Origin of the sequence: Kitasatospora sp. NPDC096128 (assembly GCF_040303105.1) — a bacterium.
Lineage (GTDB): Bacteria > Actinomycetota > Actinomycetes > Streptomycetales > Streptomycetaceae > Kitasatospora.
The window spans coordinates 454,666-468,834 of record NZ_JBEOSP010000001.1 but is presented as its reverse complement, the minus strand read 5'-3'; the positions used below and the strand labels follow the sequence as shown (position 1 = coordinate 468,834).

Below are 14,169 nucleotides of genomic sequence, written 5' to 3'. Positions count from 1 at the left end.
CGGCGGCGATTACTCCGGCCACCGGGGCCTGCCGCCCTCGACCGCTGCGATGCTCGGGTGGCGGACGGCCTCCAGCCCGGTGTCGGCGATCAGGGCGGCGATCAGCGCGGGCGGGCCGAAGACCTCGGTGGCACTGAGGTCCCAGTCGGTGAGGACGAACCAGGAGCGGTCGGCGGGCCACCAGTGCGCCGGGAACTGGGCGTACTCCGGCGGCCGGGCGTCGTAGTGGGCGAGCACCTCGTCCAGCCGGCCGCGGTGGGCCGTCACCGGTCGCGACAGGTCCTCGATCGAAGCCGAGGCGAAGCGGCAGTCGGTCGCCGGACCGTCCGCGCTGTGTCGGGCCAGCACCTCCACCAGCCGCGCGAGGCAGTCGCGGTCCGGCACCCCGATCAGCGGGTAGTCGACCTCGCCCGGGAGCACGACCCGGTCGTCGAACACCAGGTGCGACAAGGTGAACGGCCAGTCGGCGAGCCGCCGCCCGGTGCCCGCGAGCGCCTCGGCCCAGCGCATCGGCCGGCCGTCCACCCGCAGGGTGTGCAGCACCCAGCAGCGGTCACCGAGGCCCGGGCCGGGCCAGGCGCCGTCCGGCTCGTAGCCGAGCACCGCGTCCCCGGCCTCCAGCAGCGGCCGCAGCCCGTCCAGCCCGTCCTCGTCCGACAGCCGTTCCACGGCCCGCCCCTCTCGCCACAGGTTCCATGACCGCGGCCCGGATAACCGCTACTCCGGGTCGTCACGTCTGCGCGAGGATAGCCGCCATGACCAACGGACAGGGCGGCGAGCCGCTCGGATACGGCGTCGTCGCCAACGTCTCCCGGGAGACGGCACACGGCGAGGGCGGGCTGGAGATCCGCCGGGGCCTCAAGCACTTCGGCCCGGGCGCCAAGCTGTGGATCGCGCCGCACCGCTGGCACTACCGGGGCAACGCGGTGGTGGTCGGCCGCCATCGCGGCGACGGGCGCCGCTACGTCACGCTGGTCACCAGGCTCCGCCACCTGGAGAACTTCCGGGTCCGCCCGGTGCACAGCCCCGCCCTGCTGCGCGCCCTGGCCCACCCGGAGCCCGGCTTCGAGCACGACGGCGGACTGTGGGAACCGGAGCGGGCCGAGGCGTACGCGGCGTTCCACAACAGCCACCGGCTGGAGGTACGGACCGACGGACCCGACCCGATCGGAGCCATGGTGTCCGATCCGCCGCCGATGGAACTGGTCCACGGTGGCACCACCTACCACCTCGCCCACTTCAACGCCTACTACGCCCGTTACTCCTGCCAGCCGCCGCCCGTGGAGACCCCGACGCCATGACCACGACCCCGCAGTCCGACCTCGGCCGCTTCTACGACGACTTCGCCGAGGACTACCACCTGCTCTACCCCGACTGGGACGCCGCGCTCGCCCGCCAGGGCGCCGCCCTGGACGCCCTGATCCGGGACCGGCTGGGCGCGGGACCGGCCGAAGTGCTGGACTGCGCCTGCGGCATCGGCACCCAGGCCATCGGCCTGGCGGCGCTCGGCCACCGGGTGACCGGCACCGACCTCAGCCCGGTCTCCGCCGCCCGGGCCGTCGCGGAGGCCGCCGCGCGCGGGCTCCGGCTCCCCACGGCGGCCGCCGACATGCGCGAACTGCCCTTTCCGGACGGCCGGTTCGACGTCGTGGTGTGCGCCGACAACGCGCTCCCCCACCTGCTCATGGCCGAGGACGTCCGCGCCGCGCTGGGCGAGATGCGCCGGGTGCTGCGTCCGGGCGGGCTGATGCTGCTCTCCACCCGCCCGTACGACGAACTGCGCCGTGACCGCCCGGCCTCCACTCCGCCGCAGACCACCGAGTCGGACGGCCGGCGCTCGGTGGTCTTCCAGCTCTGGCAGTGGCACGCGGACGGCGAGCGCTACGACCTGGAGCTCTTCCGGCTGCTGCCGGACGCAACCGGGCAGTGGCAGGTCGCGGTCCGCCGCTCCAGCTACTGGGCGCTCACCCGAGCCGAGTTGAGCGCCTTCGCAGCCGAGGCCGGCCTCACCGGCGCCGACTGGGTGCAGCCCGCCGACACCGGCTTCTTCCAGCCCGTACTGATCGCCCGGGCACCCTGACCGACCGGGCCTGACCGACCGGCGGCGGAGTGCCGCCGGGGCCCAAGTGCCCGGCAGCCCGGCAGCCCGGCACTCCAATGCAGGAACGCCGCGTGACGCGACGGAGCCCCCGTCGTTCTGCACTACATGTCTGACGCGACCACTTGTCCGACCGCCGCCGCGCCACCGGCCGTTCGAATCCCCGAAGTGAGCCCTGGGCAGTGCACCACCTCGCCCGCGAAGCCGTCCGATCCGGATCGACGACAGCAACGCTCCGCCCCGTTCGCCGAGGCCCTCCTCGGCCTCGGCACCGCCGTCGGCTTCCTGCTCTGGGCCCGCAGCATCGATGTGAACCCGCTGGTGCGCATCGGGCAGGTGAGCGGCCTCGCCGGACTCCAACTGCACATGGCGGCCGTCGCCCTGCCCGTCCTCGCCCTGCTGCTCCACCTGGCCCCCCGGGCCCACGCCGAGCGCTACCGGCTGGTGCTCCGGCTCGGCTGCGCGGTGCTCGCGGGGCTGGGCACCGGCCTGGTGGCGGGCGGCATCGCCGTGGCGCTGAACGGCACCCCGTGGGGCCTCGGCGGCCAGGAGGGCGACCCCGGCAACGTGCTGGGCATGGCCGACGACATGATCCGCGGCAAAGGCCTGCCCGGCGTCTACCCCCCGCTGTTCCCGGCCGCGTTGGTGGTCTGGGGCGAACTGTTCCACGGCGCCCACGGCGGCATCGCCGGCGTCGCGTTCGCCATGAAGGACCTCCAACTGCTGTGCACCGCCGTCGCCGGCCCGCTGACCTACCTCGCCTGGCGGCTGCTGCTCCCTCCCTTCTGGGCCCTGCTCGTCGCGGTGCCCTCCGCGGTCCTGTTCATCGACCCCATCCGCCCCTACAGCCACGGCGCCATGCTGGTCATGCTGCCGCTGCTGGCCGCCTGCCTGCGCGAGCTGCGCCGGGCCCACGAGGTGTCGGCCCGCTCCGCCGTGCTGCGGGCGGCCGCCTTCGGCTCCGCGATGGGCGTGATCTTCCTCTGGTACTCCGGCTGGTTCGTCTGGGCCGCGCCCGGTGTGCTCGTGCTGACGGGGTTCCTGCTGCCCTGGCGGAAGGGCGGGGCGGGCCTGCGGCGGGCGCTGCTCTTCGCGGGCGTGACCGTGCTGAGCGCCGCGGTGGTCGGCTCGCCGCTGCTCTACCAGATGGTCCGGCTCGGTGCGACGACCAAGGACCGCTACGCGATGATCACGGTCTACGCCGATCCCGCCTACGTGATGGGCTGGGTCTCCGACCGGGCGGGCACCCAGACGTACCACAACTGGCCGCTGAGTGGCGAGTTGGCCGGGCAGAGCACCTTCACCCTGCTCGTCCTCGGCGCGGCGGCGCTCGCGATCGGCCTCGGCGCGGGCCGCGTCCTGGTGCAGACGGCCGCCGCCGTCCTGGTCAGTTCCTGGCTGCTGCGGTTCTGGTTCGCCTCCCGGATGGAGCGCACCCAGGCCGTACAGCTCTACCCGCGGACGACCTGGATCATCATGTACTGCCTGATCGTCCTCGCGGTGCTCGGACTGATGCTGGTCGTCCGGCGGGCCGCCAGCGGCGCACGGACCGGCGCGGGCGCCCGATCCGGGGACGGTGCGCAGCCCGGGCCGGGCACCCCGACCGCCGGCCGCGCACCCGCCGAGCCCGGCTTCCTGACGCTCCGCAGGGTGCTCGCGGGCGGCGTCTGCGCGATCGCGCTGTTCACCGCCATGGCGGGCTCCTGGTCGGCCAACCGGTACATGCCGAGCACCGATCCGGGTGTCCAGGACATGGGTCTGGACGCCTGGCGCGCACACGTGCTCAAGGACGCCACCGGCCAGTGCCCCCGGTACTCGCCCGTCGCCACCTGCGCCGGCCTCAACCAGGACCTGTCCGCACGCGTGGCCGGCCCGGACGACTACCAGCTGTGGTGCGCCAACGCCCCCGCCGCCGAGTGGCCGCTGACCTGCGGCCGCAAGGCGCCCTGGCTCTGATCCGCACCACCGGCCGAACCCGAGCCCGGGCCGGGCCGCACGGACCGCCTCCGGTCAGGTCGCGGCAAGGTCCCGGCCGGGATCCGGGCCCTGATGGCGGCCTACGAGGCGAAATGGCCATCCCGGCATGCCCTCGACCGGGCCCGCACGCCCACCCGCGCCGTGACCGCCCGGGCACGGCCCGCAGCGCCGCCCCGCCCACCGGGCGCCCAGGCCCGCGCCTCCCTAGCCTGGTAACCGAGAGGAGGCGAAACACCATGCTTGGAGACGGACCGCTGCAAGCAGTCATCCCCGCCACCGATCTCGCCCGCGCCAAGGCCTTCTACACCGACACCCTCGGCCTCAAGGTCGTCGAGCAGGGCGAGGAGGAGCTGACCTGCGAGTGCGGCGCGACGCAGTTCACCATCTACCACACCCCCAGCGGCGGACAGGCCGCCCACACCCTCGCCAGTTTCAAGGTCGCCGACCTCGACGGCGAGATGTCCGCCCTGGGTGAGCGCGGCATCACCTTCGAGGAGTACGACTTCCCCGGCCTCAAGACGGTCAACGGCGTCGCCGAGGGCGACGGCGTGCGCGCCGCCTGGTTCAAGGACAGCGAGGGCAACATCCTCTGCCTGGCCCAGCGCGTCGGTTCGTAGAACGGCCCGACCGCGCCCGCCCACGGGCGGGAGACTCCGGTGCCCGGCCCGCTCGTCATGAGCGGGCCGGGCACCGGAGCGAAAGCGAAGCGGACCTCGTCAGCCCTGGCTGTCGTCGCCCTGGCTGTCGCCGTAAGGGGCAAGGCCCGTACGGTTTCGAACTGTTGGCATTCACGCAATGCCCGGGACGACCCGGCGCCCCGTGCTCCGCTCGCCGCCCGCGGCTCACCGCTCACCGCTCACCGCTCACGCGACGACCCGCGCAGCCACCCGCGCGCCCGCCGCCACGACTCCCGCACCGCGGCGACCGGGTCGAAGACCCCGGGCCGGTCCCGGGTGATCGGGTAGCAGGCGAGCCCGATCAGCGCCGCGCTGAGGTGGCCGATGCTGGTGTAGTCCCGGCTCTGGTGGACGCCGTAGACGTAGACCGCGAGCACCCCGACCAGGTACAGGTACCGCCAGGGCCGCACGATCAGGTAGGTGAGCACCCCGACCACCCCCGCGAGCGCGTAGCTCACGCCGTAGTCGAGCGTGTAGACGGCCTTCGGCGCGGCGAGGCCGCGGTGGATCGCCCAGCCGAGGACGCCCTCGCTGAGGTAGGTCGCGCCGACGTGCGCCAGGACCGCCACGCAGAGCCAGCGCAGCGTGCCCAGCCAGCGCTCGGCCGGCACGTGGAAGACGTTGTACAGCGCGAAGTAGCTCAGCCAGCCGCCGCCCGCGATCCACAGCGCGCTGGTCAGCAGCACCCGGACCGGCGAGACCTGGAGGTGGTGCAGGTTGGTGGAGCGCCGCTGCAGGATCCGGTCGGCGGTCGCGGGGTCGACGTGCCGGATCACCTGGGTGGTGGCCAGCAGGATCGCCAACCAGATGTAGGTGCCGGGAGCGCGCCGGACGTAGCGCCACGCCGCTCGGGCGGCGCGCGCCCACCAGGGCCCCCGGTGGGCCTGCGGCACCCCGGTGGTGCTGCCGGTCATCGGCTCCTCCTCGACGGTCCCCCCTCACCCTCGCGCGGCGCGGCCCGCACCCGCCGCCGCGACGGCCCGTTCGGGTGACCGGCCCGGACCGTGCCCCTCCTTCCCCTCGCCGCCGCCCGGGAACCGTGCGGAGTAGCGCCCCGGGAACCGTCGGCGGGCGGCCGCCCCCGACTGCCGTAGGCTGGCTCTCCGGCCGCCCGTGGAGCCGCCGGGCACCGGACACCGCACAGCTAAGGGCGCCACCCACGATGACGGACCGCCTCGGGACGACGAAGCAGACCGACCCCGCCACCTCCCGGCGGCCGGTGTCCAGAACGGCCGCCCTCCGGTCGACCGCCCGCGGAGCCGCCTTCCGGCTGCGCCTCACCTCCGTCTACGTCGTCCTGCTGACCGTCACCGCCTCGTGGCTCGCCACCCAGAGCCACGCCGGGCGGGCCCGGTTCGTCCGGCACAACAGCAGCAACGTCCACCACATGGAGGTGGGCAAGTGGTGGACGATGTTCACCAGCGGCCTGGTGGTCGACGGGGTCCCGGCCTGGGCCGGCATCGCGGCAGTCGCCGTCGCCCTGGGCCTGGCCGAGTGGCGCTGGGGCCCGGCCCGCGCGGGCGCGGTGTTCGTCTTCGGCCACCTGGGCGCCACCCTGCTCACCGAGGGCGCCATGTGGGTGATGCTGACCGCCCGGATCCCGGGGGCGCTCTCCCGCGCGCGGGACGTGGGGATCAGCTACGGACTGGTCGCCACCGTCGGCTGCCTGCTCGCCCTGGGTCCGCGCCCGATGCGCCGGTACGGCCTGCCGGCCCTGGCCGTGGCACTGACCGGCACCTGGGCGGCGGACCAGCAACTGGCCGACGCCGGCCACCTGGTGGCCCTGGGGCTCGGCGTCCTCGCCGCCCGCTCGCCCTGGCTGCGCACCCGCGCCGCCGAAGGTGCCGCCGCCGCAGTCATCGCCGGTGGACCTCGCGGTGAACCCGACCCGGGGCGGTGATCGTCCTTCCAAGTGAGCCGGGTACGATGCAGAACCGATCAACCGGCCGGCTGCCAGCTTCTGATGACAGTTGATCAGGCCAAACGGAGGGGACCCGATGCCCGAGTTCGACAACGCCACGAACCCTGCGGACGTGACCGACACTTCGGGCTTCGTGGACCCGGTGCTGCTGCAGACCCACCGGCCCCACCCGGCCCGGATCTACGACTACTGGCTGGGCGGCAAGGACAACTTCCCGCCGGACCGGGTCGCGGCCGAGCACGCGATCACCGCCGCACCCGACATCCCGCAGGCCGCCCGCGAGAACCGCGCCTTCCTCCGCCGCGCCGTCCGGCACTGCGTCGAGGCCGGCATCCGCCAGTTCATCGACATCGGCTCCGGCCTGCCCGCTCAGGGGAACGTGCACGAGGTCGCGCAGGAGCTGGCCCCGGACTCCCGGGTGGTCTACATCGACAACGACCCGATCGTGCTCGCCCACGGTCGGGCCCTGCTCGCGCGCAACCAGTCCACCACCGTGCTGACCGGCGATCTGCGTGATCTCGACGAACTGCTCGACCGGCCGTCGCTTCGCGAGCTGATAGACCTCTCCCAGCCCGTCGCCGTCATGCTGGTGGCCGTCCTGCACTTCCTCGACGACGCACAGGCAACGGCGGCCGTCCGGGCCGTCCACCAGCGGCTCGCCCCGGGAAGCTTCCTGCTGCTGTCGCACAGCACCGCGGAGGGCAACCCGCAGCGGGCCGCCGAGGTCGTGAAGACCTGGGACGACACCGATTCGCGCATCCGCCTCCGCGGCCGGGCCGAGGTGGAGGCGTTCCTCGAGGACTGGGATCCGGTGGAGCCGGGTGTGGACTTCGTCCCGCTCTGGCGCCCGGACGGGCCGACCGAGGGTTCCACCCGCTGGATGTACGCGGGTGTCGGCCGCAAGCGCTGACCTCCGCCCCCACCCGTCGCCGTTTCGGGGCCGGACTCCCTCCGGGGAGCCCGGCCCGTCGCTTTCCCCGCCCCGAATCCCCGCCCCGAAACCCCACCCGGCCGCTTCCACACCCCGGGCCCCACCCCGCGCTTTCCCCGTCCCCCGGGCCACGAGGCCCGTCGAGAGGCCTCAAGCTCCTTCCGTGGAAGCGGAGTTGATACGCGGAAAACCGCCGGAAACAGGCGTCACGAGCGGCCACTCCGACCGACGCGTTCGTATGCTCTTGCGGTACTCTGCAAATCTATGCCAGAGTGCGGGCATCGGATCAATCAGGCCGAATCGCCTCACACGTCGCTAAATCAGGAGCCCGCGCCGAGCGGGTGGGTCAAGGGTGCAAGCATGTCGAAGGTCTTGAGCAAGCTGCCGGTCGGTGAACGGATCGGCATCGCATTCTCCGGTGGGTTGGACACCTCCGTGGCGGTCGCGTGGATGCGCGAGCACGGTGCCGTGCCCTACGCCTACACGGCCGACATCGGCCAGTACGACGAGCCGAACCTCGCCGACGTCCCGGCCCGTGGCCGGGCGTACGGCGCCGAGCAGGCCCGCCTGATCGACTGCCGGGCCCCGCTGGTCGAGGAGGGCCTGGCCGCCCTGGCCTGCGGCGCCTTCCACATCCGCTCCGCCGGGCAGACCTACTTCAACACCACCCCGCTCGGCCGCGCCGTGACCGGCACCCTGCTGGTCCGGGCCATGCAGGAGGACGGCGTCTCGATCTGGGGCGACGGTTCCACCTACAAAGGCAACGACATCGAGCGGTTCTACCGCTACGGCCTGCTCGCCAACCCCAACCTGCGGATCTACAAGCCGTGGCTGGACCAGGACTTCGTCACCCAGCTCGGCGGCCGCAAGGAGATGTCCGAGTGGCTGGCCGAGCGCGACCTGCCGTACCGGGACTCCGCCGAGAAGGCCTACTCCACCGACGCCAACATCTGGGGCGCCACCCACGAGGCCAAGCGGCTGGAGTTCCTGGACGCCTCGCTGGAGATCGTCGCCCCGATCATGGGCGTCGCCTTCTGGGACCCGGCCGTCGAGATCGCGACCGAGGACGTCACGGTCGACTTCGAGTTCGGCCGCCCGGTCCGGATCAACGGCCGCGAGTTCGGCTCCGCCGTCGACCTGGTGCACGAGGCCAACCTGATCGGCGGGCGGCACGGTCTGGGCATGTCGGACCAGATCGAGAACCGGATCATCGAGGCCAAGAGCCGCGGCATCTACGAGGCCCCGGCCATGGCGCTGCTGCACATCGCCTACGAGCGGCTGCTGAACGCGATCCACAACGAGGACACCCTCGCCACCTACCACACCCAGGGCCGGCGCCTCGGCCGGCTGATGTACGAGGGCCGCTGGTTCGACCCGCAGGCGCTGATGCTGCGCGACAGCCTGCAGAAGTGGGTCGGCCAGGCCGTCACCGGCAGCGTCACGCTGCGGCTGCGGCGCGGCCAGGACTACTCGGTGATCGACACCCAGGGCCCGAACTTCAGCTACCACCCGGAGAAGCTGTCGATGGAGCGCAGTGTCGACGCCGCCTTCGTCCCGGACGACCGGATCGGCCAGCTCACCATGCGCAACCTGGACATCGCCGACTCCCGCAGCAAGCTCGAGCAGTACGCGGGCCACGGCCAGCTGGCGCCGTGGACCGGCCTGATCGGCGAGCTCACCCCGGGCGGGGCGGCCCCGATCGCGGCGGGCACCGGCGACGAGGCGGAGTCCACCGCGCTGGACCACGCGGCCATCGAGTCCGGCACCGACTGACCGACTCAACCGACTCACCGACTCACCGGCGCCGAGCCGGAACGGCCGGGGGCCGCCGCACCACACCGGTGCGGCGGCCCCCGGCCGTTCCCGGACGCTGCCGTTCCCGGACGCCCGCGCCCCGGGCACATCACCGCACCGCCGGCCCGCTGCCGCCCGGCGCCGGCCACCTCGGCAGCACCCTCTCCGGCCTCAGCCGACCCGCGCCCCCTCCGGCCCACCCGTACCCCGGCCCGCCGGGGCCCTCAGCGGATCCGCCCCGCCCCCCGCCCCCGCACCGTGCGTGCGCCCAGCCTCCCGGCCTCGGCCGTCGCGGGCCCCGCCGGCCCCGCCGGCCCCGTCAGCGGCGCCACGGCACCCCGCAGGGTCAGCAGGATCTCCCCGTCGTACCGCTCCGCCAGCAGACGGGCCAGCTCGGCCAGCTCGGCGGCGCAGCCCGGCCGCACCGCGGGGGCGACGTCCGGCAGCCGCCCCGGGTCGCTGAGGTCCTGGGCCTCGGCGGCCCAGCGCGCGGCATCGCGCCGCTCGCCCTCGGCGGCGTAGTGGACGGCCAGACAGTGCACGGCCAGCTGGTCGCCGTACTGGGCGGCGATCCGCCACCAGAAGACCCCGTCCGCCGTGCGGCCCATGCCGTAGAGCAGGCAGCCGAGGGTGCGGAAGGCGGCCTTCTCGGCGAGTTCGAGGTCCAGGGCCAGTTCGCCGGGCTCCGCCGCGCCCGCCACCCCCGCGCACAGGTGGCGCAGGTCGCGCCGCAGTTCGGACCCTCCCCCGGCCCGGGGGTGGTCCCCGGTGGCCGTGGCGTGCGGCGGACGGGCGACCGCGGGCGGACGGGCGGGGCGCTCGCGCCCGAGGGGGGCGGCCCGCCGGGCGGCGGTCAGTCGCTCGGCCAGCCGACGGGTGAAGGCCGCCGGGTCGTGGTCGCGGAACTCCCGGTCCAGCTCGGCGGCGTGCGCGCGCAGCAGCTCGATGACCCTCATGTCGCCTGCCCGTCGTCCGGGTGTTCCAGCAGGTACTCCAGGTGGCGCCGCCCGAGGCTGTAGTACGTGCGGGCGGTGGTGTGGGCGATGCCGAGTGCCCGGCCGATGTCGTGGTACGACGTACCCGCCTGGCGCAGCCGGACGACGTCGGCCTGGACCGGCGCGGCGCGCGTGAGCGAGTCCATCGCCCAGTCCAGGGCGTCCAGTTCGGCGAGTTCCTCCAGTTCGTCCTGACTGGTGTCGGGGCGGCGCTGGGCGATCACCCGCAGCCGTTTGCGCTCGGTGCGGCCGCGCTCGCGCAGGACGTCGACGACCGCGTCCTTGACGATCTTGAAGGCGAAGGCCTGCGGGTCCTCACTGGCCAGGGCGCGACGCCAGTTCTTGTAGAGCGTGGTGCCGGCGTTCTGCACGGCGTCCTGGGCGTCCTCGCGGTGGCGCAGGCGCTGGTGGGCGTAGCGGAGGTAGCCGGTGTTCTCGCGGGTGAAGAACGCCTCGAAGTCGTTCGGCAGGTCGTCGAGCGGGTCCGCCCGCAGGCCCCGCTCCCCTCCCGGCCCGGGAGTGTCCACACGCGCCCCCTTTCCTGGGTCAGCTGGCCGACCCACCGGATGGCACGCCGACGGCCCGTTTCGGGGCTCGTGGTGTAACCGTCCGGGAGGCGCGTGTTGTCGACCGGATCGGGCGGACATTTGGGAACGTTTCCGTTCATTTTCGAAAAACGCCGCTGACCTGCCCGTTTGGGCGCATCACCGGCCATCCGGAGGCCTCGACGTGACCCAGATCACACATGACCCGGACGCGGGCTTGACAAGCGCGACACCGCCCCATCGCGGCCCTACGGCGCCGGCTCGACCTCCGCCGAGTCCAGCGCGACGGTCACCCGCTCCAGCAGCACCCGCAAGGCGGCCAGGTCCTCGACCGGCAGCCCGGTCGCCGTGAGCAGTCGGCGCGGCACCTGCCCGGCCCGCTCGCGCAGCCCGGCACCCTCGGCGGTGAGGCTGACGGTCACCGACCGCTCGTCCTCCGGGCTGCGCTCGCGGCGCACCAGCCCGGCCGCTTCCAGTCGCTTGAGCAGCGGGGACAGGGTGCCGGAGTCGAGCCGCAGGCGCTCGCCGATCCGCTTGACGGGCAGGCTGCCGTCCTCCCAGAGCACCAGCATGACCAGGTACTGCGGATAGGTGAGCCCGAGGTCTCGGAGCAGGACCCGGTAGACGCCGCCGAAGGCGCGGGAGGCGGCGTTGAGCGAGAAGCAGATCTGCTGGTCGAGGCGGAGCAGTTCCTCGTCCGCCATGCCGGGGAGCGTGGTCATGACCCCATGGTACCGATCGCAGTCGCGCCATTGAGTTGTGCCCAACTGAATTGCGTGCTCTACTTGTGGAGCAGACGGCAGCCGGTCCTCCGCCGAGGACCGGACGGCCGCCGGAGCACCACCGCTCCGCCCGCCCCCCGCGCACCGCACGCACCACGGACCGCGCTTCACGAAGGGACCCACCATGGACGCGCTCTACACCGCAGCAGCCACCGCCAACGGCCGCGAGGGCCGCGCCGTCAGCTCGGACGGCCAGCTCGACCTCGCCCTCGCGATGCCGCCCGCGCTCGGCGGCAGCGGCCAGGGCACCAACCCCGAGCAGCTGTTCGCGGCCGGCTACGCCGCCTGCTTCGCCAGCGCCCTCGGCCTGGTCGGCCGGCAGGCCCGGGTGGACACCAGCGAGGTCTCGGTGACCGCCGAGGTGTCCATCGGAAAGGACGGCGCCGGATTCGGCCTGGCCGTCGTACTGCGGGTCGAGCTGCCCGAGGCGCTCGCGGGCGAGACCGGCGAGCTGCTGGTCAAGCAGGCGCACGAGGTCTGCCCGTACTCCCGCGCCACCCGGGGCAACATCCCGGTCGAGCTGGTCGTCGAGTAGGTCCGACTTCCCCGGCCGGGGTCCGGGCGAGGCCCAACCGTCCGCCCGGACCCCGCCCGGCGGGTGAGCCCGCCGCACCCCGCGTGCGGCGGGCTCACCCGCTCCCCCGCCCCCGCCCCGGAAACCCCCGGTCTCAACCCTCCGCCACCCCGTGCCCCCGCTCGGCCACTCAGCCTCTCCGTCACTCCCCCGGTCCGCCGCCGCCCGGTCCCCCCGGGCCGCCCGGCGAGCGCAGCGTGTCCAACCGGTGCCGGTACTCCTCCGCGTCGATCTCACCGCGCGCGAACCGCTCCGCTAGCAGCTGCTCCGGAGTCGGGCCGTGCCCCCAGCCGTGGGGTCCGCCGGGACCGCCACCCGCCGCCCCCGCCACGCCCGGGCCGTGCGGAATCGGCTGCCGCGAGCGGGAGACGTAACGGAACAGGGCGACGGCCAGGAGCACCAGCACCGCCAGGACGAGCAGCGAGACGATCGCCATCAGGGCGATGCCCCAGCCGCCCGGCCCGTGGCCGGGGCCGTAGCCGTGCCAATGCCAGTGCCTCATCAGGTCCTCCTCCTCCTCCGACCCTGCGGGCCCGCCGAGGTGATCGACGCCGTGACCCCCGGGGCGTCGTACGGCCTGAGCAGCCGCGCCGCCCGGGGTGACCAGTGCCTTACCACCATCGTGCGCCCGCGACGGGTCAAAGCGCCGTGAAGAAAGCCTGAGAAAACGTTCCTGCGGAACCCGCCCCGCGCACCGGGGTAGCGTTGCCACCCATGAGCCACCAACCGCCCGACGACCGCCGCTCCCCCGAGCAGCTCGTCGCGGCCGGGCTGCTCCGCCGCAACGCCGACGGCCACCCCCACCCGGCGCTCAACCACTCCCCGATCGCCTACGTCTCCACCGCGCTCTGGACCGAGCTCGCCGCCCTCGCGATCGCCCCCACCGCCGCCGAGGCCACCGCCACCGCCCTGCTCCGCACCCTCGCCGACCGGGCCGTGGACGCCGCCCTGGCCCCGGGCAACGAGCGCGCCCCGCGCGACGACCTCTACGTCACCGACCCCGCGCACATCGGCGCCCACCGCCGCGCGGTCTGGTTCCACCGCTCCGGTCCGGGCGGTCCGATCACCGCCACCTTCGCGCCGTAGCCCCACCGCGCGACCGGGCGTCCCGCCGGGTCAGCGTTCGACCGTCAGGCTCCGGCAGACCCAGCTCAGCCGGTCCGGCCCGCCGAACGCCGGCCGGTCGTGGTACGTCCCGTCCGACACCGACAGGTTGACGATCAGGTAGGCATGCCAGCCGGTCCCGACCCCGTGCAGGTCCGCGTAGACCAGCTCCTCCTCGACGTACCAGTCCACCGAGTGCGCGCCGAGCACCACCCGCAGGTCGATGCTCGCCCCGGGCGCGACCCCGACGCTGCCGCCGTGCCAGTAGCGGAAGCCGCCCCGCACGTGGTTGGAGATCTCCAACAGGTCGGGGTTGTCCGGGTGGTACTCGAAGACGTCCACCTCGTTGCCGCCGTCCCGCCAGGTCCAGATCGCGGGCCAGGCACCCAGCGCGGTGGGCAGCGTGACCCGCGCCGACAGGACGTCACCGGTGCGGACCTGGAAGCCCTCCGGACTGCCCTCGGTGGTCAGCAGGTTGCACGTCCACAGCCCGCCGGTGCGCCGTCGCACGGCGCTGAACACCCCACCCGGGCAGTAGTCGTGGCTCAGGTAGTCGAGCTTGTGGTCGCTCCGGTTGGTCGGCCCCATCCGGGGGTACGCGCTGCTGCGCCCGGCGATCCACTGCCTGGTCGAAGTGAAGTCGGCATCGAACACGACCGCCACGGCCGCCTCCCGAGTGCTCCGGCGCCCCGGCAGTCCGAACAGCCGGGCACACAGAGTGAGTTACCCGATACGTTCCGCAGTATGCGAAGCAGATCGCCGCGTTCCGCG

General features: G+C 73.7%; 16 protein-coding genes. 9 read left to right on the top strand and 7 right to left on the bottom strand.

Translation table 11 applies throughout. The features are described from left to right. Positions 1-9 precede the first annotated feature (9 nt). The gene (locus tag ABTY61_RS02090; protein ID WP_350502952.1) at positions 10-669 is read right to left on the bottom strand and encodes a hypothetical protein; all 660 of its coding nucleotides are present in this window, start codon (positions 667-669) and stop codon (positions 10-12) included. Positions 670-755: 86 nt separating this feature from the next. On the opposite strand from ABTY61_RS02090, the gene ABTY61_RS02085 reads away from it, so the two are divergent. The 4 genes from ABTY61_RS02085 (at position 756) to ABTY61_RS02070 (ending at position 4,692) form a co-directional block, all read left to right on the top strand. Then, on the top strand, positions 756-1,301 hold the full coding sequence (locus ABTY61_RS02085) for a hypothetical protein (RefSeq protein ID WP_350502951.1): 546 nt from the start codon (positions 756-758) through the stop codon (positions 1,299-1,301). Next, entirely contained in the window at positions 1,298-2,080 is a 783-nt protein-coding gene (locus ABTY61_RS02080; RefSeq protein WP_350502950.1) for a class I SAM-dependent methyltransferase, read from the top strand. The genes ABTY61_RS02085 and ABTY61_RS02080 overlap by 4 nt, the downstream gene beginning before the upstream one ends. Positions 2,081-2,266: 186 nt before the next feature. After that, positions 2,267-4,054, top strand: a complete 1,788-nt coding sequence (locus ABTY61_RS02075) for a hypothetical protein (protein WP_350502949.1) — start codon at positions 2,267-2,269, stop codon at positions 4,052-4,054. Between the two features lie 257 nt (positions 4,055-4,311). Then, positions 4,312-4,692: a VOC family protein gene (locus tag ABTY61_RS02070; protein WP_350502948.1), complete on the top strand. Its 381-nt coding sequence runs from the start codon at positions 4,312-4,314 to the stop codon at positions 4,690-4,692. Positions 4,693-4,931: 239 nt separating this feature from the next. Here ABTY61_RS02070 and ABTY61_RS02065 read toward each other — a convergent pair whose 3' ends face one another. After that, positions 4,932-5,666, bottom strand: a complete 735-nt coding sequence (locus ABTY61_RS02065) for a rhomboid-like protein (RefSeq protein WP_350502947.1) — start codon at positions 5,664-5,666, stop codon at positions 4,932-4,934. 248 nt (positions 5,667-5,914) lie between these two features. Here ABTY61_RS02065 and ABTY61_RS02060 point away from each other — a divergent pair, with 248 nt between their 5' ends. The 3 genes from ABTY61_RS02060 (at position 5,915) to argG (ending at position 9,377) form a co-directional block, all read left to right on the top strand. After that, positions 5,915-6,652 carry a rhomboid-like protein gene (locus tag ABTY61_RS02060; protein ID WP_350502946.1) on the top strand — a complete coding sequence of 246 codons (738 nt, stop codon included), beginning with the start codon at positions 5,915-5,917 and terminating at the stop codon, positions 6,650-6,652. A 133-nt stretch (positions 6,653-6,785) separates the two neighbouring features. Next, entirely contained in the window at positions 6,786-7,583 is a 798-nt protein-coding gene (locus tag ABTY61_RS02055) for an SAM-dependent methyltransferase (protein WP_350502945.1), read from the top strand. A 381-nt stretch (positions 7,584-7,964) separates the two neighbouring features. Continuing rightward, entirely contained in the window at positions 7,965-9,377 is a 1,413-nt protein-coding gene (argG, locus tag ABTY61_RS02050) for an argininosuccinate synthase (protein WP_350502944.1), read from the top strand. Positions 9,378-9,622: 245 nt separating this feature from the next. Here argG and ABTY61_RS02045 read toward each other — a convergent pair whose 3' ends face one another. The 3 genes from ABTY61_RS02045 to ABTY61_RS02035 form a co-directional block, all read right to left on the bottom strand. Then, positions 9,623-10,354, bottom strand: a complete 732-nt coding sequence (locus tag ABTY61_RS02045; protein WP_350502943.1) for a hypothetical protein — start codon at positions 10,352-10,354, stop codon at positions 9,623-9,625. Then, on the bottom strand, positions 10,351-10,920 hold the full coding sequence (locus ABTY61_RS02040; RefSeq protein WP_350502942.1) for an RNA polymerase sigma factor: 570 nt from the start codon (positions 10,918-10,920) through the stop codon (positions 10,351-10,353). Before ABTY61_RS02040 ends, ABTY61_RS02045 begins: the two co-directional genes overlap by 4 nt. A gap of 266 nt (positions 10,921-11,186) precedes the next feature. Further along, a complete protein-coding gene (locus ABTY61_RS02035) occupies positions 11,187-11,660 on the bottom strand; it encodes a MarR family winged helix-turn-helix transcriptional regulator (protein WP_350502941.1) in 474 nt (157 codons plus the stop codon). A gap of 184 nt (positions 11,661-11,844) precedes the next feature. On the opposite strand from ABTY61_RS02035, the gene ABTY61_RS02030 reads away from it, so the two are divergent. Then, a complete protein-coding gene (locus tag ABTY61_RS02030; RefSeq protein ID WP_350502940.1) occupies positions 11,845-12,255 on the top strand; it encodes an organic hydroperoxide resistance protein in 411 nt (136 codons plus the stop codon). A gap of 181 nt (positions 12,256-12,436) precedes the next feature. Here ABTY61_RS02030 and ABTY61_RS02025 read toward each other — a convergent pair whose 3' ends face one another. Next, positions 12,437-12,796, bottom strand: a complete 360-nt coding sequence (locus tag ABTY61_RS02025; protein ID WP_350502939.1) for an SHOCT domain-containing protein — start codon at positions 12,794-12,796, stop codon at positions 12,437-12,439. 212 nt (positions 12,797-13,008) lie between these two features. On the opposite strand from ABTY61_RS02025, the gene ABTY61_RS02020 reads away from it, so the two are divergent. Continuing rightward, entirely contained in the window at positions 13,009-13,380 is a 372-nt protein-coding gene (locus tag ABTY61_RS02020; protein WP_350502938.1) for a hypothetical protein, read from the top strand. Positions 13,381-13,410: 30 nt separating this feature from the next. Here ABTY61_RS02020 and ABTY61_RS02015 read toward each other — a convergent pair whose 3' ends face one another. Beyond that, complete coding sequence (locus ABTY61_RS02015) at positions 13,411-14,061, bottom strand: LamG domain-containing protein (RefSeq protein ID WP_350502937.1); 651 nt, start codon at positions 14,059-14,061, stop codon at positions 13,411-13,413. Positions 14,062-14,169: the final 108 nt, after the last annotated feature.

Excerpts from the sequence above, each read along its gene's own strand:
- ABTY61_RS02085 (WP_350502951.1), top strand. The coding sequence starts at position 756 with ATGACCAACGGACAGGGCGGCGAGCCGCTCGGATACGGCGTCGTCGCC.
- ABTY61_RS02080 (WP_350502950.1), top strand. The coding sequence starts at position 1,298 with ATGACCACGACCCCGCAGTCCGACCTCGGCCGCTTCTACGACGACTTC.
- ABTY61_RS02070 (WP_350502948.1), top strand. The coding sequence starts at position 4,312 with ATGCTTGGAGACGGACCGCTGCAAGCAGTCATCCCCGCCACCGATCTC.
- ABTY61_RS02065 (WP_350502947.1), bottom strand. The coding sequence starts at position 5,666 with ATGACCGGCAGCACCACCGGGGTGCCGCAGGCCCACCGGGGGCCCTGG.
- ABTY61_RS02060 (WP_350502946.1), top strand. The coding sequence starts at position 5,915 with ATGACGGACCGCCTCGGGACGACGAAGCAGACCGACCCCGCCACCTCC.
- argG (WP_350502944.1), top strand. The coding sequence starts at position 7,965 with ATGTCGAAGGTCTTGAGCAAGCTGCCGGTCGGTGAACGGATCGGCATC.
- ABTY61_RS02045 (WP_350502943.1), bottom strand. The coding sequence starts at position 10,354 with ATGAGGGTCATCGAGCTGCTGCGCGCGCACGCCGCCGAGCTGGACCGG.
- ABTY61_RS02035 (WP_350502941.1), bottom strand. The coding sequence starts at position 11,660 with ATGACCACGCTCCCCGGCATGGCGGACGAGGAACTGCTCCGCCTCGAC.
- ABTY61_RS02030 (WP_350502940.1), top strand. The coding sequence starts at position 11,845 with ATGGACGCGCTCTACACCGCAGCAGCCACCGCCAACGGCCGCGAGGGC.
- ABTY61_RS02025 (WP_350502939.1), bottom strand. The coding sequence starts at position 12,796 with ATGAGGCACTGGCATTGGCACGGCTACGGCCCCGGCCACGGGCCGGGC.
- ABTY61_RS02020 (WP_350502938.1), top strand. The coding sequence starts at position 13,009 with ATGAGCCACCAACCGCCCGACGACCGCCGCTCCCCCGAGCAGCTCGTC.